Genomic DNA, 25673 nt, shown 5'->3' with positions numbered 1-25673 from the left:
CGGTAATGGATCTGTATGTCCGATCATAGGACAATCCCTGCTATGAAACCAGTCACCAGTACAGGAATATTCAAAAATATGAAGGTTGGGACACATGTGTCCCAAATATGATCATGTTGTCCATCCGCATCGAGACCGGCTGTCGGGCCAAGGGTGGAATCGGATGCCGGGGAACCTGCATCCCCGAGAGCTCCTGCCGTACCGATGATTGCAATGATTGCCGGAATAGAAAGTTCCAGCTCTATGCCCATGGGAACGAATATACTTGCAATGATCGGTATCGTCGCAAAAGATGAACCGATTCCCATCGTTACTACCAGTCCGACCAGCAGCATGGAAATGACAATCATTATTTTCTGGCCGGCCAGGGCTTCCGCTATCCCTTCCACCAGTGACATGACATGTCCCGTTTCAGTAATGACTGTGGCAAAACCGTTGGCTGCAAGCATTACTATGCCTATATATGCCATCATCTGTATGCCGTTTATCAGTTCGGCATCCAGACTTTTCCACTTAAACCTGAACGACAGGAAGAATATCATGATTCCGGCGAGCGCCCCGAATATCATTGAATCCGTCATAATCTGGACGGTGAATGTTGCCAGTATGGACAACACTGCCGTAATGACTGTTGCGGTACTGACTTCCCTTTTCTGGTGCGTGGCAAGCTGAATCGTTTCATAATTCCTTTTCTTCCTATAATAAAACAGAGCAATGACGAGACCGATAACAAAGCCGCTGGCGGGAAGGATCAGGTTCGGGGCGACATCACCGAATGCAATGTCTACCCCGACTGTATCAAAACTCGTCACTATCGTATTTTGGAATATCTGACCGAAACCGACCGGCAGTAAGACATACGGAAATGTCAGTCCGAATGTCAGAACGATGGCAATCAGACGCCTGTCGATTTCCAGTTCATTCATCAGACTGAGTATCGGAGGTATGAGGATGGGTATAAAGGCAATGTGTACCGGAATCAGATTCTGGCTCATCACCGCAACTGTGAGCAGTGCGGCAATGATGGAGACCTTGGCGATAATCCTCGCTTTTTTCGACCGGTCTTTATTCAAAGCACCGATGATGAAATCGACCAGTACTTCAGTGATGCCACTGTATGCAATCAGTGCTGCAAATCCACCGAGGAGTGCATAGCTCAGCGCAATTTCAGCACCACCGACAATGCCCCCGGTGAATGTAGTGATGACATCCGCAACCGGCATACCCGCCGTGAGCCCTCCTGCGAGCGCACCGATGAACAGGGCAAGCACTACATTCAGCCTGAGCAGACTCAGGACAATCATGACCAGAACAGCGATTAATACTGCATTCATGATGTTTCCACCTTCCATTTTAATTCAAGCATAATATTGTAATACTAATTATTCAGGGGCCATTTGTCAATCTCAAAAAATATGAATATGCAATGGATAAAGGCAAAGTGTTCCTTATCATGACAAACAATGAAAATGTTGAACAGTACCTTAGATAAGTGACAGTATCAAAGGCCGCTCCCCAAAACCGGGAGCGGATTTTTTATATCATCACGAAAACAAATATTGACAGCATGACAGATACAGCCAGTATCACTGCAAAAGGTTTTGAGGCACGGTGTACCGTATCCTTCAGATCGATGTTCAGCCCGAGAGCGGTCATTGCCATGGCAAGCAGCAGCGAGGTTATGCCTGAAATGCTCTCCATGACCTTTTCGGGGATTGTGATGTAGCCCCCCAGTACATAGCTGTTCAAAATGCTCATCAGCACAAAACCGATGAGGAAATAAGGGAATGGGAGTTTTTTGACACTCTCTTCCCCCTCCCTTTTTCTCATGACGAAAATCAGTACGAAACACAGTGGAATCAGCAGAAATACCCTCGATAACTTTGCAAGCAATGCGATGGCTAATGCGTCGGTCCCGGCAGGTTCTGCTGCGAGGGCAACATGGGCAAGCTCATGCAGACTGAGACCTGCCCAAGAACCGTAATCTTCCGCTGCCAACGGGAGGTAGGGTCTCAGGAAAATGTAGGCGATTGAAAAAAGCGTTCCCATCAGTGCTATGATGCCGATGCTGATTGCTGTATCCTCATCCTTGGATTTGAGTATCGGGGCGACAGCGGCTATTGCCGCCGCACCGCAAACCCCTGTACCGATCCCCAGCAGCATGGAGATATTCATGTCTGCCCTCATCATCTTCGCCAGAATGAATGACATTACAATTGAGAAGATGATGACGATGACAGACTGGGCAAGCAGCGTCAGCCCCTCTGAAAGTATGACATCTATATTCAGCTTGAGACCATATAGTATGATGGCCGCCCGAAGCAGGATTTTTGAAGAAAATTGCACTCCGGATGCAATTTTATACGGATATCCAAAGATCTGACGGTACAGAAATGCAAGTATTATTGCGGTTGCCAAAGGTCCGATGTACTCGAAAACAGGCAGTTCGGCAAGCAGGATTCCGAATACGGCAATCATCAGTGTGAATGATACACCCGCTATGAAACCTTTTGATTTAACAGTTCTCATCATAATAGCACCTCCATAATTCATGATAGCGCCATATGAAAGATAAGTTAAATAGTATATAATAATGACATCTATAACCGTTAAGTTATGAAAGGGGCATGCAGATGATAAACCAGACACTTAAAGTATTCGTGACGGTCGTCGATAAGAAAAGTTTCACCCTTGCCGCAGAATCGCTGCATATGACCCAGCCTGCCGTCTCAAAATATATCAGGAAACTGGAAGAGGAATTCGGCGTCACGCTCATCGACAGATCAGGGAAAATGGTCAGATTGAATCCTGCCGGAGAAATCTATTACCATTATGCCAAAGAGATGATCGGCATCGATGAAAGGATGCAGCATCTTATACAGGACCTGCAGAATGAGTCCAGGGGCCCTGTACACATCGGCGCCAGTTATACATACGGCGAATACATCCTTCCCAAAATCATTGCACAGCTGATTGGAAAATATCCGCGAATCAAACCTGAAGTATCGATAAGCAACTCATCGTCAATCATCAGGATGGTCAATTCGCACGATCTGGATATCGGTATCATAGAAGATGAAGAGCGTGAGACCGATAAAAACCTCAACATCACCCGGCTTATCAGGGACCGGATGTATATCATAGGCAACTGTGACATGCCGGACTCCCTTGATGATAAAGCACTCGGGGCGGCCACCTGGATTGTCAGGGAAGATGGTTCCGGCACAAGAAGCTATCAGGATCAGCTGTTCACCTCACTCGGCATCAGCCCAAAAACCATCACCCTGAGCAGTACCCAGGCTGTAAAAAGTTCCGTGACGAACGGCCTCGGCCTTACCCTGCTTTCACACCACACCATCGGAGAAGAGCTGAAAACAGGTTCTCTCAAGATCATAAACCGGGAAAGCACGGAGCTCTCCCGTTATTTTCATCTGCTTACTCCGGATGTCAAATTCCATTCCAAAAGTACGCGCACGCTGGTTGATATGTTCAATGAGGACAGCATAGAAACCCATCATTTCAAATCATGAAATCAATTTCAGCCCGACGACTGCGAAAATGATGAGCAGGATGAATGCAACCCGCTTCCAATCCCTGGATTCATCATAGAAGAACATGCCCAGAAGCGCCCCGCCGGATGCACCGATACCTGTCCAGACTGCGTAGGCAGTCCCCATCGGCAATGTCTGGAGCGCATAGGCAAGGAACAGGAAAGACAGACCGAAGCTTGTGAGCAATATCAGCAGCGAAGAAATATTTTTATCCCTGTGAAGTTTATTGATCGATAATACACCGGTGACCTCAAACAATCCTGCAATGACCAATGAGAACCATGCCATGATTACTGTACCTCACTTTCGTTGTCATCCGTGACCATCTTAAGTCCGATTACACCCGCAAGAATCAACGCTATCAATATTATCTTCAGCGGTCTGAACGGCTCGCCGAACAATATAATTTCAGACAATACTGTGCCGAATGCCCCAAGACCGACGAACACTGCATAGACTGTACCAACCGGCAGGTATTTCCCGGCGTCGATCATCAGATAGAAACTGGCGTATATTGCGACAAGTGTGAAAACCCATTCATACCAGCTGCCTGCATGGGTCAGGCCGATGACCCAGCCGACTTCGAAGATGCTTGCAGTGACGACTTTTATCCATTGCATATTCATAAAGACCCTCCATAATAATATAAAAAGCCCGGGATGAGAATATAATTCTCTCCCGGGCTTTTTTCCCTCCGTGACATGGCAGCATGCCATGAGCCCCCTCTCGGACCTGGCCTGCAGAAGCAGCGGAACCCTAGGGGACATTTGGTATTCACTTAGTTTCATCTTAATATATTTTCTTTAGAAATACAAGATAACGGGTACCTTATATTAAGAACGCATATAAACAGGAGTGATATATAGATGCTTATTGCCATAGATTTGCAGAATGACACATTTGACGAATCCGGCTCAAGCTACAGTGAGTGGACGACCCGGATAAAGTCCGGGATAACTGAACGCATACAAAAGGCGATTGCTGAGAATGAATCCATAATCTACACTAAGAATCTCTATCCCGAATTCGAGCATGGCAACAGGACAACAGGGAGCATACGGTTTGATGAGGAAATCCATTCCGACTTTTCTGCCCTTCTCGATAAATACGGAGATGAATACGTAAAGACCTTCTACGGAATCCCGCCGGAGGAATCAAAGAAAATACAGGAAACATATATTGAGGAAGTGGAAGCCAATCACATCATTGAATTTGTCGGGGTCGAAACAAATATTTGCATACTCGCCAATATCATGGTCATACAGAATATATTTCCTCATGCAGATATCACTATCGATAAAGGACTTGTCGCCAGCTCGAATTCGTATCTCCATGATATGACCCTTGAAATACTTTCCAACATGCACATAACCATAAAATGAGTCACACCCGGAAGGTGTGCCCGGATCAGACTCTGGTTCTGTTCTTTTTATTGCCGAGAAGGGCAATCCATTTGACGAACAATCCGGCGCCCAGCAGAAGTCCAACATATCCCATGACCGGATAGACTGTCCCCACCAGATCCGCAAAGCCGGCAAAGCTCAGAATATACCCAAGAACAAGCGACACGGGCAGGAGGATGCTGTAACCTCTGCTTTTGGGGGCAAGAAACCTGATCAGGAATGGGTACAGCATCCCAACAGCTGTATTATAGATGACAAGCAGCATCGCTATGCCCAGCAGAATGCCGAGTGCAGGATGTATTTCGCCACCCAGCAGAAGCATAGGCAGCTCGACGTCATTTACAGCGTCAAGCCGTGACAGTATCCCCAGATTGATCATAAGCATCAGTACAAGGATTATGATGCTGCCTGCGATACCGCCATAGCCGGCCACCTTGCGCGATTTGGAGTCAGCGCCCATCATCGTCAGGAAGCTGAAGGCAACCGCGATGGTGAATCCGCTGTAGGTGATTGCATCCCACCACCAGGCACCGTCGACGGTAAGCTCCGGTTTTGCAAACCGGTCCGCTTCGGATAAAGGCATCGGAGAGTTGAAATATGTGACCAGCGCGATGATGATGACGACCACCAGAAGATACGGTGTGACAACACCTAAAGCGATTACAATTTTATTGAAATTCAAATTCAATGTGATATATACAGCAATAACAAGTATGAGTGAGCCCAGCCATGGAGGCGTGCCGAAACTTTCATAAAAGGTAGATCCGGCTCCGGCAATCATTATGACCGCCACTCCGTAAAGGAAAAACGCCAGTATGTAATCTATGAGACGGCCGAAGAAAGGGCCGAATGTGTTCATGATTGAATCCACATGGGATTCGGCTTCGAGGTCGTAACCTACGTCAGCCGTCCATTTTCCCGTGAACAGTATGAGGAATCCTGATAAAAGAACAGCAATAATACTGATATAACCATTATTCGTAAAGAATTGGAGAATCTCCTGTCCGGTGGAAAAGCCTGCCCCGACCACAACACCGGTGTAGGCAAAACCTATTTTAAGGACATCCTTAACATTCGCCAAAATAACCACTCCGTATGAAATTAGAATTTTTTAAATAATAATTTAATGGTACACTTCTTTACTAAACTTTACAAATATCAAACTAAAAAATAGCACTGCCTGCAGCAGTGCTATGCTTCTATGGAATCCAGGAAATGCAGTATATCTTTAAACAGCAGTTTTTTATCCTTCCCTTTCGTCATAAGATGACCGGTATTCGGATATACTTTCATATCCTTCGCCTCTGAACCAGTATTTTCGTATATATGATCTGCACTCTCTTCATACAATGGAGCATCCTTACCGCCATATTTCACTGCCAGTGGCACTGTGATTTCGCCAAGCCTGCTGTGCACTTCCTCAATCAGTGATTCAAATTCCGGCAGGGATGCCATGGGTTCCCTTTCCAGTTCCTTCAGTCGCGCATCGATCTCTGCATCATTTCTGCCGACGAATTCCATGAAATTTTCTGTATAGGATACCACCCTCTTATTGAGGTCTTCGATATCCTTGCCCTGCGGTACAGACATCACAACAGCACCATTTATATCGTCCAGTGAGTAGGCCGCCTTCAGGGACAATATACCGCCGAGCGATACACCGGCGATGAAAATTCTTTCATACCCTTCATCCTTCAGCTTTTCATAACTTTCGACAACGTTATCCCACCATTCGGAAGGGCTTGATTCAACAAGGGCATCCGGCCCCATGCCATGACCTTCAAATATCGGTATGGACACTGCGTAACCGTTCGTATTCAGGTATTCCCCAAGCTCTTTCATGTCTCTTGTAGTACCGGTAAAGGAATGCAGTAGAATGACTGCTTTATCCCCCTCCTCCAGGTATACCGGGTCAGGCTGTGTTATTTTCATCTGTTTTCCTCCTTCTCTTTCATCGCTCTATCAAGCAGGTATGCCGCTTCCCGCTTTCCGAGATTGAAATCCTGCATCAATTTCTCAATTGTTTCATACTTTCCTTTACCTTGCCTGTCATACTCCCAAACCTTCCTGATCATTTCACCGAGACGATCTTTTCTTGTTGAAGACTTCCTGATGTTTGCCAGCACTCCCCGGCTGAATATAAACAGGACTATTACGAGTAACATGAGCAGAATGATTATAAAATCCAGATTTTCCATATCGTCTCCCTCTGTAAACTTACACAAAACTCATTTGTCTTAATGTTTAAAAGTGTTTGACAAATCTGAAAGAAGTTAGTAAGATGATATTCAATTAAATAATTACTTATCAAGAGCGGTGGAGGGACTGGCCCTGAGAAACCCGGCAACCTTTTCAGTAAGGTGCTAACTCCAGCAGGTTTTTTCCTGAAAGATGAGTGACACGGGAGTCTCCTTATCTTTAAAAAGGAAGGCTCTTTTTTATTATTTAAAATTATATGGAGGCGTTAATGATGACTGAAGATTTCCGTTTTGAAACCAAGCAACTGCATTCCGGCCAGGAAGTGGACCCCGCTACAAATTCACGTGCCCTTCCAATCTATCAGACGACATCCTACACTTTTGATGATACCAAACATGCAGCCGATCTGTTCGGTTTGAAAGATGCAGGAAATATATATACAAGGCTTATGAACCCGACAACAAATGCACTTGAAGTACGCGTTGCAGAACTTGAAGGCGGCGTTGCAGGGGTAGGTGTTGCATCGGGTATGGCTGCAATCACCTATGCCGTGCAGGCTGTTGCAATAGCCGGGGACCATGTCATTTCAACATCCAGCCTGTACGGCGGCACCCACACATTGTTTACACACACACTCAGAAAATTCGGCGTAGAAACCACACTCACAGACACTAAAGACCCGGAGAATGTTTCACGTGAAATAAAGGAGAATACTAAAGCGATATTCGTCGAGACCATCGGAAATCCTGAAGGTAACGTAGAAGACATCAAAGCACTCGCCAAAATTGCAGATGATAACGGCATCATCCTTATCGTAGACAATACTTTCGCCACCCCTTATCTCTGCCGGCCTATTGAGCACGGCGCACATGTTGTTGTACACTCTGCCACCAAATTCCTCGGTGGCCACGGAACTTCCATCGGCGGTGTCATCGTTGATGGCGGCAACTTTGACTGGTCTAACGGCAAGTTTCCGGGACTCACGGAACCGGACCCTTCATATCATGGTCTCGTGTTTACAGAAGCATTTGGTCCTGCGGCGCTTGCTTACAAGATCAGGACCACTCTGCTCCGTGACACAGGGGCCGCCCTTTCACCATTCAATGCCTTCCTTCTGACCCAGGGCATTGAAACACTCTCACTGCGCATGGAACGCCATGTTGAAAATTCACAGAAGGTGGCCGAATTCCTCGAGCAGCATGCAAAAGTGGAATGGGTCGATTATGCAGGACTTCAATCCAGCCCGTACCATGAACTGCAAAAGGAATACCTTCCCAAAGGAGCCGGAGCAGTTTTCACATTCGGTGTCAGCGGCGGGTATGATGCAGGCATAAAATTCATAGAATCACTGGAGCTCTTCTCCATGCTTGCCAATGTAGGGGATGCTAAATCACTTGTTATCCACCCCGCTTCAACGACGCACTCACAGCTGACGGAAGATGAGCAGCAAAAAGGTGGAGTAAAACCTGAAACAGTGCGCCTTTCCGTCGGTTTGGAACACATCGACGACATTCTGGATGATCTAAGAAAAGGTCTGGATGCGATATAAATGCCTATTAAAGTAATCGAGGGGTTGCCTGTAAGGGAGCTCCTCAAAAAAGAAGATGTCTATACCATTGGGGCGTCTAGAGCGCACACCCAGGACATCCGTCCGCTCCGGATGCTCATATTGAACCTTATGCCCAAAAAGGAGGAGACCGAACTGCACCTCCTCCGTCTCCTGGGAAATACTCCTCTGCAGATTGATGTCGAATTCCTGTATATGTCCACCCACCGGAGCCGCAACACACCGACAAGTCATCTTCAGAAATATTATAATTCCTTTGATGAAATCAGGAATCAGAAATTCGACGGTATGATCGTCACCGGTGCGCCGGTTGAAAAACTGGAATACGAACAAGTGGATTATATCGATGAATTAAAAGATATCATCAACTGGGCACAGACCCATGTATATTCCCGCTTCTTCATATGCTGGGGTGCACAGTTTGCACTAAACCACTATTTCGGCATTGGCAAACAGGAACTCCCCGCCAAGCTGTTCGGTATTTTTGAATACAGCAATATTTATCCGGATCATCCTCTGCTCCGGGGATTTGATGATATATACAGCGTTCCGCAATCACGGCATACAACGGTGGATTGGAATGCTCTCAGAAATACACCGGACCTCGACGTCCTTACTGAACACCCCGAATTCGGACCGGACATCACTGCATCAAAGGAGAGAAGGGATCTGTTCATATTCGGCCATCTCGAATATGAACGAGATACTTTGAAACAGGAATACGAACGTGATATATCAGACGGTCAGCATATAGACCTCCCCCACAATTATTTCCCTGGGGATGAATCCTCCCGCCATCCCGTATTCAACTGGAAAAGCCATGGCCATATACTGTTCAACAATTGGATAAATGAAACATACCAGAATACGTATTACGACCTTGAGAATATGGTAAAGCAGAAACACTGGCCATGATAGAATGAAAAAAGATACCCCGATATGACAACACCTTCGTTGCTGTACAATGTCCATGTACCCGTCCGAAGGTGTTTTTGTATATTAAAAAGCCGGGCTCGGCCCGGCTTCCTCACTATATATTGTTAATGGGAGATTTGTAATTTTTGTGATTTTCATGCTGTCTTTTCCTGGAGAGTGCCATCAGATGTCTGAAAAATGAATCTGCATGCCGTTCCAGAGTTTTGTCTGTCAGTCTTCCCACATTCTTCTCAACGACTTCCTCTTCCCTTGCTTCATCGAAGATTGGAATATCATTCTTCTGTTTATACTCCGCTATCTCCGAAGATACACGCATTCTGGCCTCAAACAGCTCCACAAGTTCCCGGTCGATGTCATCAATCCTGGTCCTGAGTTTGTCATGCGATTCCATTGGCATCCCTCCTTCAATTCCTATTTCTGAACGATCGCTTCCATACCGGTCTTCTTTTTCTCGATTTCAAGAAGCATGTTGATGGTTGTCATCAGTTCATCGAACTCATCAGGTGTCAGGCACTGCTGGCCGTCACTCCATGCATTTTCAGGATCCTGGTGCACTTCTATCTGCAGGCCATTCGCACCGGACATCACTGCTGCCTTCGCCATGGAAGGGATGATGTGTCTGATTCCCGCAGCATGGGATGGATCTATCACTATGGGAAGGTGGGATTCTTTCTGGATTACCGGCACTGTCTGCAAATCGAGCGTGTTTCTTGTTGCCGTTTCAAATGTACGGATTCCGCGCTCACAGAAGATGACATTTTCATTTCCGCCCGCCATGACGTACTCGGCGGACATCAGCCACTCTTTCATCGTTGCTGACATGCCGCGCTTCAACAGGACCGGTTTATCCGTCTTACCTATTGCCTTCAGCAGGTCGAAATTCTGCATATTGCGTGCACCGATCTGGATGACATCCACCATTTCGACAAAATCATCGAGGTACTCCGTTGACATCAACTCAGATACTACCGGCAGACCTGTTTCCTGCTTGGCAGTCTGAAGAATGCGCAGGCCTTCAACTCCAAGTCCCTGGAAAGCATAAGGGGATGTCCTCGGTTTGAATGCACCGCCTCTTAATGTATTCGCTCCGGCAGCTTTCAGGCGTTTTGCGAGAGCCACCGTATCTTCTTCATTCTCTACTGAACATGGGCCAGCACATACCATGAAATTCTCAGCCCCTACTTTCACACCATCTATATCGATTATGCTGTCGTCTTCATGAAAATGGCGATTCGCCTTTTTGTACGGTGCCGAAATACGGTGTGCATCCTCTACTATCTGGAATCTCTTCATGTCGTTTTCTGTAATTTTCGAAGTATCGCCGATCAGCCCGATGATGGTACGGTTCTTACCGTCTGAACGATGGACCTCGAAACCTGCCTCCTCAATATTTGCCGTCAACTCCTGAATCTCTTGTTCCCGTGCGCCCTGCTTTACGTGAATAATCATAAAATAAAACCTCCCATTAAATTTTGATAATAATAAAACCGCCACTTATATCTTAAATAAGTGGCGGTGGAGTTTATAAAATAATATACAGGTACTCTAGCCACTTATTTAGGATAAATGGCTAGACATCACAAAATGCTTTAGCCATCACTTGATACAAACATAAAGGTTCGTTTTACGTTTGTACTCAATGTGATGGGTACAAACGGTATCAAAAATAGCTAAAGTAAAATCGATTATGCTGTTGTTGTTTAGTGAGTAACATATATAATCGCCTCTTTTGAGATGTGTTGAGAGCAATTATATAGCAGCCATATTGCTTTGTCAATGCAGAATTGTCAGAAATATTGCATTGCGCATAAATTTGTTTACGTTTATACTAATCTAATACATTGGAAGTGGAGGTTCATTCATGAAAATAGTAATTGCAGGACTCGGAAACATCGGGGGCTCATTCGCCCTTGCCATAAAATCGAATGCACCTGAACATGAAGTATATGCCATTGATATCGATGCTGAATCGCTCAGGAATGCTGAAGACAGCGGGTTGATCAAAAAAGGCTATGAAACGCCCGAATCAATCATCCCGCATGCCGACCTGGTCATTTTTTCAGTCTATCCCATGATCCTGAAATCCCTGGTCGCCGAATATGCTCCCTATTTCAAGGAAAATGTCATACTGACGGATGTAACGGGAGTCAAGCGCTCCATCATTGAAGAAATCGAACCACTACTGTCTGATAATGCCGATTTTGTCTTTGGACATCCCATGGCAGGCCGGGAGAACAGAGGTCTTTCATTCGCAAGCGGTGAAGTATTCCGGGGCGCGAACTACCTGTTCACACCCACGCCCGGGAACAAACCGGAAAACATTGAAATGCTATCTTCATTCGTCAGGGAAATCGGTTTTAGGAATGTGACATCCATTACGCCGGACTTTCACGATGAAGTTATCGGCTTTACCAGCCAGCTGGCGCATGTCATCGCAGTATCCCTCATCAACAGTGATGATACGAACCGGGATACGAAAGCGTATACCGGGGACAGCTACAGGGATCTTACACGCATCACCAACATCAATGAGAAATTATGGCCAGAGCTCTTCATCATGAATAAAGACCATCTTCTCAATCATATCGACGGCTTCAAAGAGCAGCTCGACCAGCTGACAAAAGCCATTGAAAACGAAGATGTGGAGACGATGCAGGAAATGATGATAGAATCACGGCACCGCTATCATGACCTTCATAACCTGGATGAATCAGACTGGACATAAGAAACGGGGATTGGCTAAAGCCAGTCCCCGTTTCTTCATATCAATAGACTTTATCCCCATTGAAAATGGAGTTTTTAACCATTACATAATCCACCGTACGGATCGCCTCAAGGGTGTTTCCCCCTGCATAGGAAATCGATGACTGCAGATCCTGCTGCATTTCAACCAGTGTATCTTTGAGGGGCCCTTTATAATCCACGAACATCTTTTTCCCTTCGACGTTTTTCTTCTCGCCTTTTTGGAATTCAGATGCTGAACCGAAATATTCTTTGTATTTCCTGCCATCCCTTTCAACAGTCTCTCCCGGCGATTCCTCATGGCCTGCAAACAGAGAGCCTATCATGACCATCGAAGCACCGAAGCGGACCGACTTGGCGATATCCCCATGTGTCCTTATGCCCCCGTCGGCAATGATCGGTTTTGTGGCAGCCTTTGCACACCAGCGCAGGGCAGCAAGTTGCCATCCACCCGTGCCAAAACCGGTTTTGACCTTGGTAATACACACTTTGCCCGGTCCAATGCCTACTTTTGTCGCATCCGCACCTGCATGTTCCAGCTCACGTACCGCTTCAGGTGTGCCGACATTTCCGGCAATGAGGAATGTTTCCGGTATGTGTTCTTTGATGTATTCGATCATCCTGATTACAGCATTCGAATGGCCGTGTGCGATATCTATTGTCATATACTCAGGGACGAGTCCTTCCGATTGAAGCTGATCGATAAATGCATACTCCTCTTCTTTGACGCCTACACTGATTGAGGCTATCAGATTTTTGGAGTGCATATCATTTATAAAATTGATGCGATCCTCCGGCTGGAAACGGTGCATTATATAGAAATAGCCTTTTTCAGCCAGGGTCAGGGCAATCTTTTCATCAATGATGGTCTGCATATTTGCCGGCACGACAGGAAGTTTGAAAGTATGGTTTCCAAGCGTTATGGATGTATCACATTCCGAACGGCTGTTTACGATACACTTATTAGGAATCAGCTGAATATCTTCATAATCAAATACATTATCCATGGTTTTTACCCCTTTAATACGAATATTATGGCTATAATCATTAATATTTGTTCGCCATTCGGTATTTTAGGTCATTTCCAGGATAAAGTCAATCCATAGCATATATATAATTATTCCCAGTTTTTAATATAATTTTTATGCAATATTTTAAATATTTATTTGATTTTCAGTGTTTTTATTGTATAATAATTTTTAATTACTTTTTTAGGAGATGATTTCTTGGGGCGGCAAAACAATTAAAACTGGTTAACTTTCAAAGCAGAAACTTTTTAAAGGAATATGACTTTGATAAAGAAGAGCTTGAGACGCTTATCGACTTCGCGGAACATCTTAAAACTAAAGAGAAGCACGGTATCCCGCAGCGATTCATGAGCGGGAAGCAAATTGCACTTATTTTTGAAAAACAGTCCACGAGGACCAGATCCGCTTTCACTGTAGCTGCCGGAAAGCTCGGGGCCACTGTTGAATACCTTAATAAGAATGACTTACAGCTTGGAGCCAAGGAGTCCGTAGAGGATACGGCAAAAGTACTGGGTTCCATGTTCGACGGCATTGCCTTCAGAGGCTTTGAACAGCAGACGGTCGAAGCGCTTGGAGAACATTCCGGCATCCCTGTCTGGAATGCACTGACCAATGACTGGCATCCGACACAGATGCTCGCTGATTTCCTGACAATCAAGGAGCATCTTGGTACTTACCAGGGTAAAACTGTCACATTTGTGGGCGACGGCAGAAATAACGTAGCACATTCCCTGCTCGTTACCGGAGCGATACTCGGTGTGGATATCAATATTGTGGCGCCCGATTCCCTGCAGCCCGAAATTTCCGTTCAAAATCTGGCAAAAGAGCTTCAGCAAATCTCCGGCAGTAAATCACTGATCACCGCGAATGTCGAAGCGGGCATCATAGGCAGCGATGTAATCTATACCGATGTCTGGTGTTCAATGGGTGAAGAGGAACAGCTGGATGAAAGATATAGACTTCTGAACACGTATCAGGTCAACCAGGACATGATTGATATGACCGGTAAATCAGATACTATTTTTCTGCACTGTCTCCCGGCCATCCATAACACTGAAACCGACATCGGGAAGATGGTATATGAGAAATTCGGGGAAAGTGGTTTTGAAGTTACTGACGAAGTATTCAGAGCCGGATACTCCAAAGTCTTTGAACAGGCGGAAAACCGTATGCATACAATCAAAGCTTTGATGGCCGTAACATGTGGAGAGGTTTATTAGAATAACTTCCATAAGAATACAAAAATGGACCGTGTCCCTTATGGGAGCTGCGGTCCATTTTCATCCCTCATGCCTTTTTCCGTTGTAAGCAGTACATAGAAGATGCTGCCGAGAATCCACCACTGCATAAGTGTCAATGCCAGTATGCTCTCTCCGTTGAAAATGAAGAAGCGGATGACCATCTGCGCGATGAAAAGCGTTATGAACACCATCAGTATTGCCCTGAACCTGTTCCAGGTAAAGTAGATTGCAATCAGGGCCGCAAGCGATGCGACAGCCATGATGATATACGGCGGCTGCGTGATCAGCCTGAGTTCAAACACTCCATATAACGTTATGAATGCAACACTGAAAATGCTGTATGACTCTGCATAGAACAGGCTGTTGGAACGGTATGCCATATAGATGAACATGACAATCATCCCCATCAGCAGTCCCGGCTGGCCACCGTTATAATAAAATACACTTAAAGGCTCCCCAATGAATGCATTCCAATTGAAGATGATATAGGAGAATTTATATATCAGAAAAAGGATGATTGCTGCATTCAGCCAATGACTGAACAGATGTTTCTTTTCTTCCGAATTCCATATCATCATATAGGAGATCAGGAACGCCGCTGCCAGAGCGACATACATAGATGGAATTTCAAAGGATCCTATTGTAAATGATTCAAGCATTATATCCGTCCTATCCGAAAGTGATGACGTCTCATACATGATGACATTATCCCGCTCTGAAATAAAGCAGTATGCACACACCTATTTCAACCGCTTCATACCTTCTTGTATTATAAAGTCGTAAGCCGCGGCAGGAAGCAGCCTGCTCAGAGCTGTCAGACCGAGTGACCCTTTCGTCGTCCTGTATATGGGCTTGACCTTTTCCCCGACAAGCGCCCTGACCATGACATCCCGTGTCTCTTCAGGCCCCGGTGCCCGCTGTAATGCACTAAGCATGTACTGCTTCACTTCTTTCATCAGGGGGGCATACGCCCCATCCTTTGTATTGATATAGTTTTTGTCAAGGGCTACATTGCCGAAAGGTGTATCCACCACCCCCGGCTCGATCATTACGACATCTATGCCGAATGACTTCACTTCCTGTCGCAATGCAATACCCAAAGCTTTGATGCTGTGCTTTGTTGCAGCATAGTACCCCATCCCCGCACTCGATACATGAGCAGCCGTTGAACTCGTAATGACGATGCGTCCTCCCTTATTCTTTCTCATGCCGGGCAGTACAGCACGAATGGTCTCCAACGCACCGAAAACATTGACTTCAAACTGCCGGAGGGCGGCTTCCTTTGGAACTGCCTCCACAGGGCCATACACCCCGTAACCTGCATTGACGAGCACAGCGTCTATCTCCCCCACCTCATCTTCTATCTTTCGTCTGACCGAGTGCACCTCAACACTGTCCGTTACATCCAATGGAAAGGCATATCCCCCTTCTTCGACAAGGATATCCAACAATTCATGCCTTCTGGCACTGACACAAATTTTATGTTCCGTATTCCTCAGAAGTTGCAGTGCAGTTGCCATGCCAAAACCACTCGAGGCACCGGTTATCCAGATTACCTTTTTCATTTCCAGTTCTCCTCCCCGTTGAAAATTAAAACGCCCTCTTTTAACAAAAGGACGTTCGCCAATAATCATGCTCTGCCGGACAATGCTTTTTAAATACTGATTCTGTAACGTCATATGTCCTTTACATCTGATTTGACTACTGTGTAAAAGGCGTTGCCGATCATAACGTTGGGCGTTGCTTATATTACCACCCATCTGCCTGGGATATCGATCGGATCTGTATCGTCAGAGCACGATCGCCAGTGTGATTAATATCGCCGTTCCTCTCTGAAGCTAATTCTTATCCATCTTATGACCTGCTTCCATCATTGAAATTGCATGACCAATCCCATTCACCTTCTATTTCTTGAAGATGCTGAATAACTTACTGAAGTATCCGCCTTTCTCTTCTTCTTTTCCGGCAGCTGTACCTTCTTCACGATCGTTGTTCTCTCTATTGTTTTGTCCCTCGTCATTGGCATAGCTGCTCATATCAATATTTGAATTTTTGGAATCTGCAGCCATATCCGGTGCTTCATCCGGAATATCTTCACTTTCAGTTTCTTCCTGAGCAACCTCCTCAGCTTCCTCCTGTACAGGATTTTTTTCCTCCGGCATTTCCCCCATGGAACGGCTCTCACCCAGTTCCGTTGAAACCTCTGCGTCTTCCCAGTCCGGGAACTGTTCTCCATCAGAACTGCTGCGATATTCAAGGGATAAAGGTTCGTTATATTTACTGTAGGCTTCGAGCCTTTCAACAAGATGATTTACATTATGCTTCAGTTCACGGTTTTCCTGCTGCATTGTTTCGAGTTTGTCCATCACAGCACCGATCATTCTGTTTATATCGTTATTAGTAACGCTCGCAGGCGCATTTTCCCCTTTCTCATAAACAATATGCGGTACTTTCTCAATGATTTCATCGGCTGCTGTCTCCAGTGTATAGCCGGGCTGTTTTGCAAGCTTTATGAATTCTTTCAGCACAGCGATATCTTCCTGTGAAAAAAGGCGTCTGTTATGTTCATCTTTTGCGACTTCATATTTTCTCTCTTCGAGCATTCTTACATATTTACGAACATTCTGATCGGAAAGTTCCACCATATCTTTTACTTGAGCTGTTGTGTAATATACTGCGTGATTAGTTTCTCTCATATGTAACCAGTCTCCCATTATTTTATCGTTATTTAATATTATAACTTTTATAAGCAGTCTTTTCCACCTTTTATTAAAATCATAATATAACTCAGTTTATAATGATGTTGTTATGATAGTGCGACCGGCGTTGCTTATTTCGATACAAACCCTTTATGAAGGTTTTTAAGGACGATATAAAAGGTTTCAAAAAAATATTTTACAGTTGCTTTTGTAATGTTTGTTAAGCATTGGATATGTTGCCGAAAAAAATGATTTTTGCCGTTTTTCATTGTGCGCATGGCATTATATTCTTTCGTTTCGGATAATTTGAATTTATCAGATAATACCATTGACTTTATCTATTTTAATTTGTATATTAATCTAAACTTACAGTTTAAATATAAACTTAAACGGCATAGATGGGATGAGTAGTTGCCGGGACAATTCACAGAGAGCTGCCTAAGGCTGAAATGCAGCATTGTCGCGGAAATGAACATGGTCCCTGAGCTGCAGCTGATTATGCCGCGGGTCCGCCCAATACAGCGGTACAGTACTGATTGATACTGTGTGAGGCTGGAACAGTGATGTTCCAGTGAATATGAGGTGGTACCGCGATGGGCTTTCGTCCTCCTGATCCTGTTTGAAAGCAGTAGGGATGTCGAAGGCTTTTTATATAAAGGAGGTCGTGATAATGGAAACGAAATTGGCACAAATAGGGCTTAACACTGACCCCACAGGGGCAACCACCAATCCAATTTACACTGCTACAGCATACGAACACAGAAGTGTCGGGGCATCCACAGGCTATGACTATACCAGGACCGGTAACCCGACACGTTCGCATTTCGAGGAGGCATTTGCAGAACTTGAGGAAGGAATTGCTTCATTTGCTACATCCAGCGGTATGGCTGCGATTCAGCTTGTGTGCGGTCTTTTCCGGCCCGGTGATGAAGTATTGGTCAGTTTTGACTTATACGGTGGTACTTTCAGGATTTTTGATTTTTATGAATCCCAGTATGGCGTGAAATTCAAATATGTGGATTTTGCCGATCTTCCTGCAATTGAAGAGGAGATTAATAGAAATACAAAGGCATTCTTCATCGAACCCTTGACAAATCCGTCGATGATAGAAGTTCCTCTTAAACCGTTATATGAACTGGCATACAACCGGGGCATATTGACGATACTGGATAACACTTTTCTGACGCCATATTACTATACACCTCTCAGGGATGGGGCGGATATCGTACTCCACTCTGCAACCAAGTATATCGGCGGCCATAACGATGTACTTGCTGGCGTCGTTACAGTAAAGAATGCACAACTCGCAGAAACGCTTGCAGCACACCACAATATGACAGGGGCAACATTATCGCCTTTTGACAGTTATCTGCTGTTGAGAGGGATGAAAACACTTCATCTCCGCATGGAACGTGCAACAGAGAATGCCAAAATTCTTGCCGAGTACTTTACTGCAGATCAAACAGTAGACAAAGTGTTATATTCGGGCCAAACAGGTATGCTGAGCCTGCGTCTTAATGAGGCATACAGTGCGGCCAGGGTGCTTGAACATATCAACGTCTGTACATTTGCAGAAAGTCTGGGCGGCACAGAAACATTCATCACTTTTCCGTTCACACAGACTCATGCTGATATGCCTGATGAGGAGAAGGTCAAAAGAGGCATTGATGAGCAGTTGCTGAGGGTTTCAACAGGCGTTGAAAATGTGGGAGATATCAAAGCCGATCTGATACAGGCAATAAATAAATCGAAAAGGGGATAGACATGGAGAACTCAATTGAAACAGACATGATCATCGACAATAAACGCGGTCGTGAATATGACACTGCCAACCAGCCGCTTTATTATTCAACCGCATTCATACGCAAGAGCCTTGATGATGAAGAAGCCCATCTTTATGTAAGGAACAGCAATCCGAACAGAGAGAAATTGGAGGAGAAGCTTGCACGGCTTGAAAATGGAAAATACGGGTTCGCATTCAATTCAGGAATGTCGGCAATTGCCGCATCACTGATGACATGCTCCCCGGGAGACCATATCATAATGCCTGTAGATATGTACGGCGGCACTTATGAACTGAGCAAAACCATATTGAAACGTTATAAACTGAGCTTTTCAGAAGTTGATCAAACCTTTCCCGATAACGTTACAGACGCCATTACAGAAAATACGAAAGCAATATATATTGAAACACCTTCCAATCCTACATTAAAGGTGACCGACATCAGAAAAATCATTGAAATAGCACGTAAGAACAACCTGATCACCATAGTGGATAATACATTCATGACGCCTCTTGGACAGAATCCGCTCAGTCTCGGTGCTGATATTGTCGTCCACAGTGCCACAAAATTTCTCGGGGGGCACAGCGATGTGCTGGCAGGCGCAGTCATTTTAAATGACGAAAACCTTAAGACGAGTGTCCAGGAAATGCAGGTCGTCATGGGCACTGGACTCGGGACGTATGATTGCTGGACACTGGGCCAGCATTTGAAAACACTGGCAATCCGCTGGAAGCAGTCCACGGAAAACACGGAAAAGCTTTATCAGTTCTTCGACTCTCATGAAGGTGTCGGCGATATCTACTATCCAGGGAGAGACCCACTTCATCTGTCCCAGGCAAGTCACGGAGGAGCTGTAATAAGCTTCCGGATAAAAGACGAGTCGAAGGCGCAGGAATTCGTGGATAAACTGAATATTCCCCTCGTTTCTGTAAGTCTGGGAGGGGTAGAATCCATATTGTCCCATCCGAGGACCTCCAGTCACCTGGCACTCACTGAAGATGAGAGACAGGACAGGGGCATTACCCAGGGATTATTCAGACTTTCAGTTGGCATTGAGAAGTCTGACGATCTCATTGCAGACATAAGACAGGCACTCGACAGCATATAAAAACGGCATCCGGTCAATTGACCGGATGCCGTTTTTATTATATGTTTCATGGGAAAACTCCTTCAACTCCCATTTTTCCAAGCAGCTCTTCCACCTGAACTTCTGTACGCTGTATCAGTTCCTCATCCTGTATAGGAAAGGCTGAAGTTTTATCAATCTGGCTGTCCAGATAATACACACCCTTCAGTGTAGTGCCTTTCAGCGTCGAAATCAGCGGTTTAAGTGCATACTCCAGGGCCAGCAGATGGGATATACTGCCTCCCGACATTACCGGGAGCACCGGCTTGTCTTTCATGATATCCTTCGGAAGGATATCAAACAGACTTTTCAGCACTCCGGAGTAGGCTGCCTTGTACACCGGGGAGCCAACTATGATCCCTTTTGCATTGCGGATTTTTTCTGAAGTACCGGTTACTTCGGGGCTGTTGAAATTTCCAAACATCAGGTCTTCTCCGGGAATATCCCTCACTGATATATGACCGATGGACAGACCTTTCTCATTGAGCCTGTCACCAATGTACCCGAGTACTTTCTGAGATCTGGAGTCAACCGACGGGCTGCCTGAAATGATTACAATATCATGCATGAAATCTTCCTTTCTGACCAATAATCAGCCTTATGCCTTTACATTTCCGGCTTTTTCTTTTGTATAACGGTTTTCCCTGAAATCAAGCCCCAGATTTTCTCTGAGCGTCTCTCCGGCATATGCACGTGTATAGCTGCCTTCCTCTTCCAGCAAAGGTATGACATGTGCCAGAAATTCATCATACTGGCTGCCGAATATCTGAGGTGTAAACACAAAGCCATCTGCCGCTCCATTTTCTACCCATTCAATCATTTTATCTGCCACCTGCCGGTAGGTCCCGGAAAAAACATCTTTCGGAGACGCTGTTTCCAGCGCCACCTCCCGAAGCGTGGAAGCATGTTCAAAAGCTTTCCTTTTTATATTGTCAGTAGTGGACCGGAAACTGTTCTTACCGATATCCCCGATATCAGGAAAAGGCTCATCCAATGGATGCACACTGAAGTCATAATGATCGAAGAATCTTCCCAGCACTTCCAGTGCCTTGTCGATGGTAATCAGATTTTTGATCTCCTCATGTCTCGCTGCAACGATTTCTTCGGTTTCACCGATAATCGGGGACAGCGAGGGTAGAATCAGCACATCTTCTTTCTTGCGGCCATTCTTAACAGCCTGCTCTTTGATGTCATCATAGTACTCCTTGTTGGTTTCGAACGATTGCGCATGTGTGAAGACGGCTTCGCCATACTTTGCTGCAAACTCTCTTCCCGTTTTTGAAGCACCCGCCTGAAAGATTACCGGCTGTCCCTGCCTGGATCTTTGAATGTTCAGCGGCCCTTTGATATTGAAGAATTCCCCTCTGTAGTCCAACGTATGAAGTTTGTCCCTATCAAAGAATTCGCCGGTCTCACGATTCCTGACAAAGGCATCATCCTCCCATGAATCCCAAAGCCCCTGGGCGACTTCTATATATTCACCGGCCATTTTATATCTGGTCGAATGCTCCGGATGATTCCCTTTGCTGAAGTTGCCGGCGCTGCCTTCAAGAGGCGTTGTAACGACGTTCCACCCTGCGCGCCCACGGCTTATCTGGTCGATTGTTGCCAGCTGTCTTGAAACATTATAAGGTTCGCTGTATGTGGTCGATACGGTACCTGCCAGTCCTATCCTCGAAGTGAGCGGGGCAAGTGCAGACAATAGTGTCAGAGGTTCGAAACGGTTGAGGAAATGAGGTATCGACTTCTCATTGATATGGACGCCGTCCGCTATAAACAGAAATTCAAAACCTGCCGCTTCTGCTCTTCTTGTAACGTCCAGATAGTATTCAAAATTTATACTGCCGTCTATAACGGCGTCATCCGCCCTCCAGGAATAAGGGTGAGAACCCGGTCCCTGGATGAGAAGGCCTAATTTTATCTGTTTTCTGCTCATACTTGAATCACTTCCCATTCATAATTTTTCCTGCTCTTTACCACTATGCTTCATAGGGTTTGTTGATTTTTGCTTCATACCATTTCTGAAGCCAGCTGTAGAGTATGGTCATACACCAATATATTATGCCGACTGCAAGATACGCTTCAAAAAATTGTAACGTTGCCGTAGCGAGGAGTTTCCCCTGTGCCAGCAGTTCTGTAACACCGATTGTGAAGGCCAGGGAAGAGTTCTTTATCAGACCTATGAACATGTTTCCGGTAGCCGGGACTGCATTTCTTATTGCCTGGGGGAGCACAATGCCCCATACCGCCTGGCGATATGTAAGACCGGTAGATATTGCAGCTTCGGTCTGCCCTTTATCCACCGATGTAAGCGCCGCCCTGAATATCTCTGCGAGATAGGCTGAAGTATTCAGGCTGAACGCGATGATTGCGGCATTCACTGCCGATATTGAATTCAGCCATGGGAAGAGCTGCGGCAGCCCGAAGTAGATCATCAGGAGCTGTACAAGAACAGGTGTACCCCGGAAGAAAGAGATATACAGTTTTGACAACTGTACTGCCGCAGGGATCTTATTGACGAGGATCAGCGACAGCGCTACGCCGATGATGACTGCAATGAGCATGGATACTATTGCAAGGTACAGAGTGATTGGAATATACACAAGCAGTTCAGGTATTATTTCAATCATATACCCGATATCAAAATTCATGGGATACCTCCTTTTTAAACTGTTAACAGTTCCAGTTCAGTTCTTTCCTGACTGTCTGCTGCCCGTTGCATATATTTCTTCAGAAATTTCCTGGTCCGCTCATTCTGAGGATTGTCGAATACTTCCGCCGGATGTCCTTCTTCGACGATGTTGCCGTCTGCCATGAATATCACCCTGTCAGCGATTTCCCTGGCAAAATCCATTTCATGTGTCACTATGATCATCGTCTTGTCATTTTTGGATATATCCGAAATCACCTTCAGCACTTCGCCCACCCACTCAGGATCAAGCGAGGATGTAGGTTCATCAAACAATAATGCATGAGGGTCCACAGCCAGTGCCCTTGCTATGCCAACCCTTTGCTGCTGACCGCCGGATAAAGACACCGGATAATGTTTTGCTTTGTCCAGGATGCCCACCTGTCTGAGCAGTCTTTCACCGATTTTCACAGCTTCTTCCGAGCCTGCTTTTTTTGAAGCTGCCAGGGGGTAGGTGATATTATCCAAAGCCGTTTTGTTTTTGAACAGATTGTAATGCTGGAAGACCATTGCGGTCTCCATTCTCAGTCTGTTGATTGTCGACTTCTTCACTTTTTTTGTCTCAGCCGTGACCCCGCCTATGCTTATGAGCCCTGCATCAGGTTTCTCCAAATAGTTCAGGCATCTGAGCAGAGTTGACTTCCCCGATCCAGACGGACCGATTATGGCTACCGTTTCTCCGTCATTCACTTCAAAATTGATATCCTTCAGCACCTCGATATTGTTGAATGCTTTCTTAAGACCCGAGACTTTGATCACAGAACCCCTCCAAATTCCTACCTGAAAAGTATGATTAATGATACCAAGTATACCACCCTGCTTGCTGAGGGACAAGATGCCGTATTATAGTTTTTTCATTTTCACTTATAGAGAGTGTCTATAATTGCTGTTTCGGCTGGCACGTCATAAGCGGTTTCCCCGATGATGCTGATGACTTCCTTTATGCTGGCTGAGTCTGAGTTCTCCCGATAGATCATATCCGTCTTCAGTGCAACGTCGGTCAATTGAGGTATGTCGATTGCATGCAGTAATCCTCCCTCAATTTCCCTCCGGACACTGAGTTCCGGTAAAAACCCAATGGCCGAGTGGTTCAAAATGATGCCTTTGGCTGTCTCCATGCTGTCCACTTCATATTTGATATCAGGCTGTCTTTCCAGTTTCATAAACAGATTATTCACCATTGTCCAATCCATCGATCCGCAGGCAAAAAATACGATTGTGTGCCCACTGAGCTTCTCTGCATCCGGCTTACTTCCTATGAATCCATGTCCCTGTGGCACAATGAGCCTTATTGGACTCTCCAAGGCTCTGTGTATGCTCAATCCGGGTGCTGATACATTGCTTGCAAAACCGAGTTCGGCTTCTCCTCGCGAAACCATGCGTACGACCTCTTCACTCGGTGCAGTAATTATCTTTACATTCAATTCAGGAAGCTCTTTTTTAACTGCGGCAAGAATGTCTGGAAGAAGATAACAGGAAGCCAGACTGGAACTGGCGACAGTGAGCCTGTTGTCATTCCTGCTGTCATCCAGATAGGCTTTTCCTTTTTTCAGAGTATCCACCATATTTTCTGCAAAAGGCAGAAATCCCGAACCTTTTTCAGTCAGTATCAGCCGGCGTCCACTGCGCTCAAACAGCTGTGCACCAAGTTCACGTTCAAGTGATTTTATTCTTGAGCTAACAGAAGGCTGTGACAGAAAGAGTACTTTGGAAGCTTTGTTGATACTTCCGAAATGATTGACATGTACAAATGCTTCCAGATTTTCTATATTCATAGCGACGCCTCCTCAATAATTCTCTACAGGTTTTGTATCCACATTGATATCATATTATATAAATAGGAATTAAAAGTGTAAACAGTTTGATTTTTTTAAATCAGTAGCAATATGGTATATTTGATGATAAGAGGGTATTTATCAAGTAGGCTTTATAGAAGGAGGAATTCAAAATGTTATCTGAGAAATTGAAAGAAGCTTTGAATAACCAGATGAACAATGAATTTGCAGCCGCGCATGAATATATGGCAATGGCAGCATATTGTGAGTCCAGAAGCTATGATGGTTTTGCCAATTTTTATATCCAGCAGGCCAAAGAGGAACGATTCCATGGCACAAAACTTTATGACTACCTGAATGACCGGGGTGTTCACGCGATTTTCAAGGAAATCCCGGCACCTGCAACTGACTATAATTCCATCCTTGATACTTTCAAGGCCGGGCTTGCACAGGAGAAGGAAGTGACGAAATCATTCTATAACATCTCTGATATCGCCACTGATGAAAAGGAGTACGCAACATTATCCTTCATCCGATGGTTCCTTGATGAGCAGGTGGAGGAAGAGGCGACATTCGAACGCCATATCGACTATATCGAAAGGATCAAAGATGATGCCAATGCTCTGTTCATTTATGAAAGAGAGCTTGGGAAGCGGGATTTCAATGAAGCGTAGGCGTCAAAAAATGGACCGGCACTGCCGGTCCATTTTTATATCTCTTTCACATCATTGACAGCTGCATGACAATTTTCCTGAAGCCTTCCTCCTCATGCTTCATGCTGCCCTGTATGGTCGAACCGACTGACGTCTTGATCTGACCTTTCAGAACCTCTCTCCTAAACGAAATTTTCATGGCTGGATGCATTGTACGGCGTAACCATGATTCTGTCCTGTACACTTGTATAATGTTATAATCTGCCTCAGGGAGGCCATA

Annotated in this window: 28 protein-coding genes and 2 riboswitches; of the genes, 9 read left to right on the top strand and 19 right to left on the bottom strand. The window is 45.4% G+C overall.

Annotation, left to right across the window (positions count from 1 at the left end; all coding sequences use genetic code 11):
- Positions 1–23: 23 nt before the first annotated feature.
- Together C792_RS0101125 and C792_RS0101120 are read right to left on the bottom strand one after the other, a co-directional pair.
- On the bottom strand, positions 24–1334 hold the full coding sequence (locus C792_RS0101125) for a Na+/H+ antiporter family protein (RefSeq protein ID WP_017547601.1): 1311 nt from the start codon (positions 1332–1334) through the stop codon (positions 24–26).
- Between the two features lie 202 nt (positions 1335–1536).
- Positions 1537–2532 (bottom strand): YeiH family protein, encoded by a 996-nt coding sequence (locus C792_RS0101120; RefSeq protein WP_017547600.1) that lies wholly within the window; start codon positions 2530–2532, stop codon positions 1537–1539.
- Between the two features lie 101 nt (positions 2533–2633).
- Here C792_RS0101120 and C792_RS0101115 point away from each other — a divergent pair, with 101 nt between their 5' ends.
- A complete protein-coding gene (locus C792_RS0101115) occupies positions 2634–3530 on the top strand; it encodes a LysR family transcriptional regulator (protein ID WP_017547599.1) in 897 nt (298 codons plus the stop codon).
- On the opposite strand, the gene C792_RS0101110 is transcribed toward C792_RS0101115, so the two are convergent.
- Together C792_RS0101110 and C792_RS0101105 are read right to left on the bottom strand one after the other, a co-directional pair.
- A complete protein-coding gene (locus C792_RS0101110; protein WP_017547598.1) occupies positions 3525–3839 on the bottom strand; it encodes a DMT family transporter in 315 nt (104 codons plus the stop codon). The genes C792_RS0101115 and C792_RS0101110 overlap by 6 nt on opposite strands.
- A gap of 2 nt (positions 3840–3841) precedes the next feature.
- Positions 3842–4177, bottom strand: coding sequence for a DMT family transporter (locus C792_RS0101105; RefSeq protein ID WP_017547597.1), 336 nt, complete (start codon positions 4175–4177; stop codon positions 3842–3844).
- Positions 4178–4224: 47 nt separating this feature from the next.
- A riboswitch (guanidine-I (ykkC/yxkD leader) is annotated at positions 4225–4322 on the bottom strand.
- Positions 4323–4417: 95 nt separating this feature from the next.
- On the opposite strand from C792_RS0101105, the gene C792_RS0101100 reads away from it, so the two are divergent.
- Positions 4418–4933, top strand: coding sequence for a cysteine hydrolase family protein (locus C792_RS0101100; RefSeq protein ID WP_017547596.1), 516 nt, complete (start codon positions 4418–4420; stop codon positions 4931–4933).
- A gap of 25 nt (positions 4934–4958) precedes the next feature.
- Here C792_RS0101100 and C792_RS0101095 read toward each other — a convergent pair whose 3' ends face one another.
- The 3 genes from C792_RS0101095 to C792_RS0101085 all read right to left on the bottom strand — a co-directional run bounded on the left by C792_RS0101095 (position 4959) and on the right by C792_RS0101085 (position 7152).
- Positions 4959–6035 (bottom strand): YkvI family membrane protein, encoded by a 1077-nt coding sequence (locus C792_RS0101095; RefSeq protein WP_017547595.1) that lies wholly within the window; start codon positions 6033–6035, stop codon positions 4959–4961.
- Between the two features lie 110 nt (positions 6036–6145).
- On the bottom strand, positions 6146–6886 hold the full coding sequence (locus C792_RS0101090; protein ID WP_017547594.1) for an alpha/beta hydrolase: 741 nt from the start codon (positions 6884–6886) through the stop codon (positions 6146–6148).
- Positions 6883–7152: a hypothetical protein gene (locus C792_RS0101085; RefSeq protein ID WP_017547593.1), complete on the bottom strand. Its 270-nt coding sequence runs from the start codon at positions 7150–7152 to the stop codon at positions 6883–6885. Before C792_RS0101085 ends, C792_RS0101090 begins: the two co-directional genes overlap by 4 nt.
- Positions 7153–7255: 103 nt before the next feature.
- A riboswitch (SAM riboswitch) is annotated at positions 7256–7352 on the top strand.
- 72 nt (positions 7353–7424) lie between these two features.
- Between C792_RS0101085 and C792_RS0101080 the strand changes: the two genes are divergently transcribed.
- Positions 7425–8702, top strand: a complete 1278-nt coding sequence (locus C792_RS0101080; protein WP_017547592.1) for an O-acetylhomoserine aminocarboxypropyltransferase/cysteine synthase family protein — start codon at positions 7425–7427, stop codon at positions 8700–8702.
- Positions 8703–9635, top strand: a complete 933-nt coding sequence (locus tag C792_RS0101075; RefSeq protein WP_017547591.1) for a homoserine O-succinyltransferase — start codon at positions 8703–8705, stop codon at positions 9633–9635.
- Positions 9636–9750: 115 nt separating this feature from the next.
- Here C792_RS0101075 and C792_RS0101070 read toward each other — a convergent pair whose 3' ends face one another.
- Complete coding sequence (locus C792_RS0101070; protein ID WP_017547590.1) at positions 9751–10047, bottom strand: chorismate mutase; 297 nt, start codon at positions 10045–10047, stop codon at positions 9751–9753.
- A 20-nt stretch (positions 10048–10067) separates the two neighbouring features.
- Entirely contained in the window at positions 10068–11105 is a 1038-nt protein-coding gene (aroF, locus tag C792_RS0101065) for a 3-deoxy-7-phosphoheptulonate synthase (protein ID WP_017547589.1), read from the bottom strand.
- 412 nt (positions 11106–11517) lie between these two features.
- Here aroF and C792_RS0101060 point away from each other — a divergent pair, with 412 nt between their 5' ends.
- The gene (locus C792_RS0101060) at positions 11518–12381 is read left to right on the top strand and encodes a prephenate dehydrogenase (protein ID WP_017547588.1); all 864 of its coding nucleotides are present in this window, start codon (positions 11518–11520) and stop codon (positions 12379–12381) included.
- 40 nt (positions 12382–12421) lie between these two features.
- On the opposite strand, the gene guaC is transcribed toward C792_RS0101060, so the two are convergent.
- The gene (gene guaC / locus C792_RS0101055) at positions 12422–13405 is read right to left on the bottom strand and encodes a GMP reductase (protein ID WP_017547587.1); all 984 of its coding nucleotides are present in this window, start codon (positions 13403–13405) and stop codon (positions 12422–12424) included.
- 242 nt (positions 13406–13647) lie between these two features.
- Here guaC and argF point away from each other — a divergent pair, with 242 nt between their 5' ends.
- Complete coding sequence (gene argF, locus C792_RS0101050) at positions 13648–14646, top strand: ornithine carbamoyltransferase (RefSeq protein ID WP_026090168.1); 999 nt, start codon at positions 13648–13650, stop codon at positions 14644–14646.
- Positions 14647–14684: 38 nt separating this feature from the next.
- Here argF and C792_RS0101045 read toward each other — a convergent pair whose 3' ends face one another.
- The 3 genes from C792_RS0101045 to C792_RS0101035 all read right to left on the bottom strand — a co-directional run bounded on the left by C792_RS0101045 (position 14685) and on the right by C792_RS0101035 (position 17363).
- Positions 14685–15326, bottom strand: coding sequence for a hypothetical protein (locus C792_RS0101045; protein ID WP_040608662.1), 642 nt, complete (start codon positions 15324–15326; stop codon positions 14685–14687).
- An 81-nt stretch (positions 15327–15407) separates the two neighbouring features.
- The gene (locus tag C792_RS0101040; protein ID WP_017547584.1) at positions 15408–16232 is read right to left on the bottom strand and encodes an SDR family NAD(P)-dependent oxidoreductase; all 825 of its coding nucleotides are present in this window, start codon (positions 16230–16232) and stop codon (positions 15408–15410) included.
- A gap of 339 nt (positions 16233–16571) precedes the next feature.
- Complete coding sequence (locus C792_RS0101035; RefSeq protein ID WP_017547583.1) at positions 16572–17363, bottom strand: MerR family transcriptional regulator; 792 nt, start codon at positions 17361–17363, stop codon at positions 16572–16574.
- 670 nt (positions 17364–18033) lie between these two features.
- On the opposite strand from C792_RS0101035, the gene C792_RS0101030 reads away from it, so the two are divergent.
- Positions 18034–19128: a PLP-dependent transferase gene (locus tag C792_RS0101030; RefSeq protein WP_026090167.1), complete on the top strand. Its 1095-nt coding sequence runs from the start codon at positions 18034–18036 to the stop codon at positions 19126–19128.
- A gap of 2 nt (positions 19129–19130) precedes the next feature.
- Positions 19131–20258: a trans-sulfuration enzyme family protein gene (locus C792_RS0101025; RefSeq protein WP_017547581.1), complete on the top strand. Its 1128-nt coding sequence runs from the start codon at positions 19131–19133 to the stop codon at positions 20256–20258.
- Positions 20259–20304: 46 nt separating this feature from the next.
- Here C792_RS0101025 and ssuE read toward each other — a convergent pair whose 3' ends face one another.
- The 5 genes from ssuE to C792_RS14095 all read right to left on the bottom strand — a co-directional run bounded on the left by ssuE (position 20305) and on the right by C792_RS14095 (position 24740).
- On the bottom strand, positions 20305–20844 hold the full coding sequence (gene ssuE, locus C792_RS0101020) for an NADPH-dependent FMN reductase (protein ID WP_017547580.1): 540 nt from the start codon (positions 20842–20844) through the stop codon (positions 20305–20307).
- A gap of 30 nt (positions 20845–20874) precedes the next feature.
- Positions 20875–22212, bottom strand: coding sequence for an LLM class flavin-dependent oxidoreductase (locus tag C792_RS0101015; RefSeq protein WP_026090166.1), 1338 nt, complete (start codon positions 22210–22212; stop codon positions 20875–20877).
- A gap of 43 nt (positions 22213–22255) precedes the next feature.
- On the bottom strand, positions 22256–22927 hold the full coding sequence (locus C792_RS0101010; RefSeq protein WP_017547578.1) for an amino acid ABC transporter permease: 672 nt from the start codon (positions 22925–22927) through the stop codon (positions 22256–22258).
- Positions 22928–22941: 14 nt separating this feature from the next.
- On the bottom strand, positions 22942–23724 hold the full coding sequence (locus C792_RS14100; protein WP_017547577.1) for an amino acid ABC transporter ATP-binding protein: 783 nt from the start codon (positions 23722–23724) through the stop codon (positions 22942–22944).
- 101 nt (positions 23725–23825) lie between these two features.
- Positions 23826–24740, bottom strand: coding sequence for a LysR family transcriptional regulator (locus tag C792_RS14095; RefSeq protein WP_017547576.1), 915 nt, complete (start codon positions 24738–24740; stop codon positions 23826–23828).
- 173 nt (positions 24741–24913) lie between these two features.
- On the opposite strand from C792_RS14095, the gene C792_RS0100995 reads away from it, so the two are divergent.
- Positions 24914–25414, top strand: coding sequence for a ferritin (locus tag C792_RS0100995; RefSeq protein ID WP_017547575.1), 501 nt, complete (start codon positions 24914–24916; stop codon positions 25412–25414).
- Between the two features lie 46 nt (positions 25415–25460).
- Here C792_RS0100995 and C792_RS15080 read toward each other — a convergent pair whose 3' ends face one another.
- Positions 25461–25592 (bottom strand): hypothetical protein, encoded by a 132-nt coding sequence (locus C792_RS15080; protein WP_281166607.1) that lies wholly within the window; start codon positions 25590–25592, stop codon positions 25461–25463.
- Between the last annotated feature and the right edge of the window lie 81 nt (positions 25593–25673).

It is taken from the genome of Salinicoccus carnicancri Crm (assembly GCF_000330705.1).
Taxonomy (GTDB): Bacteria; Bacillota; Bacilli; order Staphylococcales; family Salinicoccaceae; genus Salinicoccus; species Salinicoccus carnicancri.
This window is presented reverse-complemented; position numbering and strand designations above follow the sequence as displayed.

What these genes read in the sequence shown, in the direction of transcription:
- C792_RS0101125 (WP_017547601.1), bottom strand. Translation starts at nt 1,334, where the DNA reads ATGAATGCAGTATTAATCGCTGTTCTGGTCATGATTGTCCTGAGTCTG.
- C792_RS0101120 (WP_017547600.1), bottom strand. Translation starts at nt 2,532, where the DNA reads ATGATGAGAACTGTTAAATCAAAAGGTTTCATAGCGGGTGTATCATTC.
- C792_RS0101115 (WP_017547599.1), top strand. Translation starts at nt 2,634, where the DNA reads ATGATAAACCAGACACTTAAAGTATTCGTGACGGTCGTCGATAAGAAA.
- C792_RS0101110 (WP_017547598.1), bottom strand. Translation starts at nt 3,839, where the DNA reads ATGGCATGGTTCTCATTGGTCATTGCAGGATTGTTTGAGGTCACCGGT.
- C792_RS0101105 (WP_017547597.1), bottom strand. Translation starts at nt 4,177, where the DNA reads ATGAATATGCAATGGATAAAAGTCGTCACTGCAAGCATCTTCGAAGTC.
- C792_RS0101100 (WP_017547596.1), top strand. Translation starts at nt 4,418, where the DNA reads ATGCTTATTGCCATAGATTTGCAGAATGACACATTTGACGAATCCGGC.
- C792_RS0101090 (WP_017547594.1), bottom strand. Translation starts at nt 6,886, where the DNA reads ATGAAAATAACACAGCCTGACCCGGTATACCTGGAGGAGGGGGATAAA.
- C792_RS0101085 (WP_017547593.1), bottom strand. Translation starts at nt 7,152, where the DNA reads ATGGAAAATCTGGATTTTATAATCATTCTGCTCATGTTACTCGTAATA.
- C792_RS0101080 (WP_017547592.1), top strand. Translation starts at nt 7,425, where the DNA reads ATGACTGAAGATTTCCGTTTTGAAACCAAGCAACTGCATTCCGGCCAG.
- C792_RS0101075 (WP_017547591.1), top strand. Translation starts at nt 8,703, where the DNA reads ATGCCTATTAAAGTAATCGAGGGGTTGCCTGTAAGGGAGCTCCTCAAA.
- C792_RS0101070 (WP_017547590.1), bottom strand. Translation starts at nt 10,047, where the DNA reads ATGGAATCGCATGACAAACTCAGGACCAGGATTGATGACATCGACCGG.
- aroF (WP_017547589.1), bottom strand. Translation starts at nt 11,105, where the DNA reads ATGATTATTCACGTAAAGCAGGGCGCACGGGAACAAGAGATTCAGGAG.
- C792_RS0101060 (WP_017547588.1), top strand. Translation starts at nt 11,518, where the DNA reads ATGAAAATAGTAATTGCAGGACTCGGAAACATCGGGGGCTCATTCGCC.
- guaC (WP_017547587.1), bottom strand. Translation starts at nt 13,405, where the DNA reads ATGGATAATGTATTTGATTATGAAGATATTCAGCTGATTCCTAATAAG.
- C792_RS0101045 (WP_040608662.1), bottom strand. Translation starts at nt 15,326, where the DNA reads ATGCTTGAATCATTTACAATAGGATCCTTTGAAATTCCATCTATGTAT.
- C792_RS0101040 (WP_017547584.1), bottom strand. Translation starts at nt 16,232, where the DNA reads ATGAAAAAGGTAATCTGGATAACCGGTGCCTCGAGTGGTTTTGGCATG.
- C792_RS0101035 (WP_017547583.1), bottom strand. Translation starts at nt 17,363, where the DNA reads ATGAGAGAAACTAATCACGCAGTATATTACACAACAGCTCAAGTAAAA.
- C792_RS0101025 (WP_017547581.1), top strand. Translation starts at nt 19,131, where the DNA reads ATGGAGAACTCAATTGAAACAGACATGATCATCGACAATAAACGCGGT.
- ssuE (WP_017547580.1), bottom strand. Translation starts at nt 20,844, where the DNA reads ATGCATGATATTGTAATCATTTCAGGCAGCCCGTCGGTTGACTCCAGA.
- C792_RS0101015 (WP_026090166.1), bottom strand. Translation starts at nt 22,212, where the DNA reads ATGAGCAGAAAACAGATAAAATTAGGCCTTCTCATCCAGGGACCGGGT.
- C792_RS0101010 (WP_017547578.1), bottom strand. Translation starts at nt 22,927, where the DNA reads ATGAATTTTGATATCGGGTATATGATTGAAATAATACCTGAACTGCTT.
- C792_RS14095 (WP_017547576.1), bottom strand. Translation starts at nt 24,740, where the DNA reads ATGAATATAGAAAATCTGGAAGCATTTGTACATGTCAATCATTTCGGA.
- C792_RS0100995 (WP_017547575.1), top strand. Translation starts at nt 24,914, where the DNA reads ATGTTATCTGAGAAATTGAAAGAAGCTTTGAATAACCAGATGAACAAT.
- C792_RS15080 (WP_281166607.1), bottom strand. Translation starts at nt 25,592, where the DNA reads ATGAAAATTTCGTTTAGGAGAGAGGTTCTGAAAGGTCAGATCAAGACG.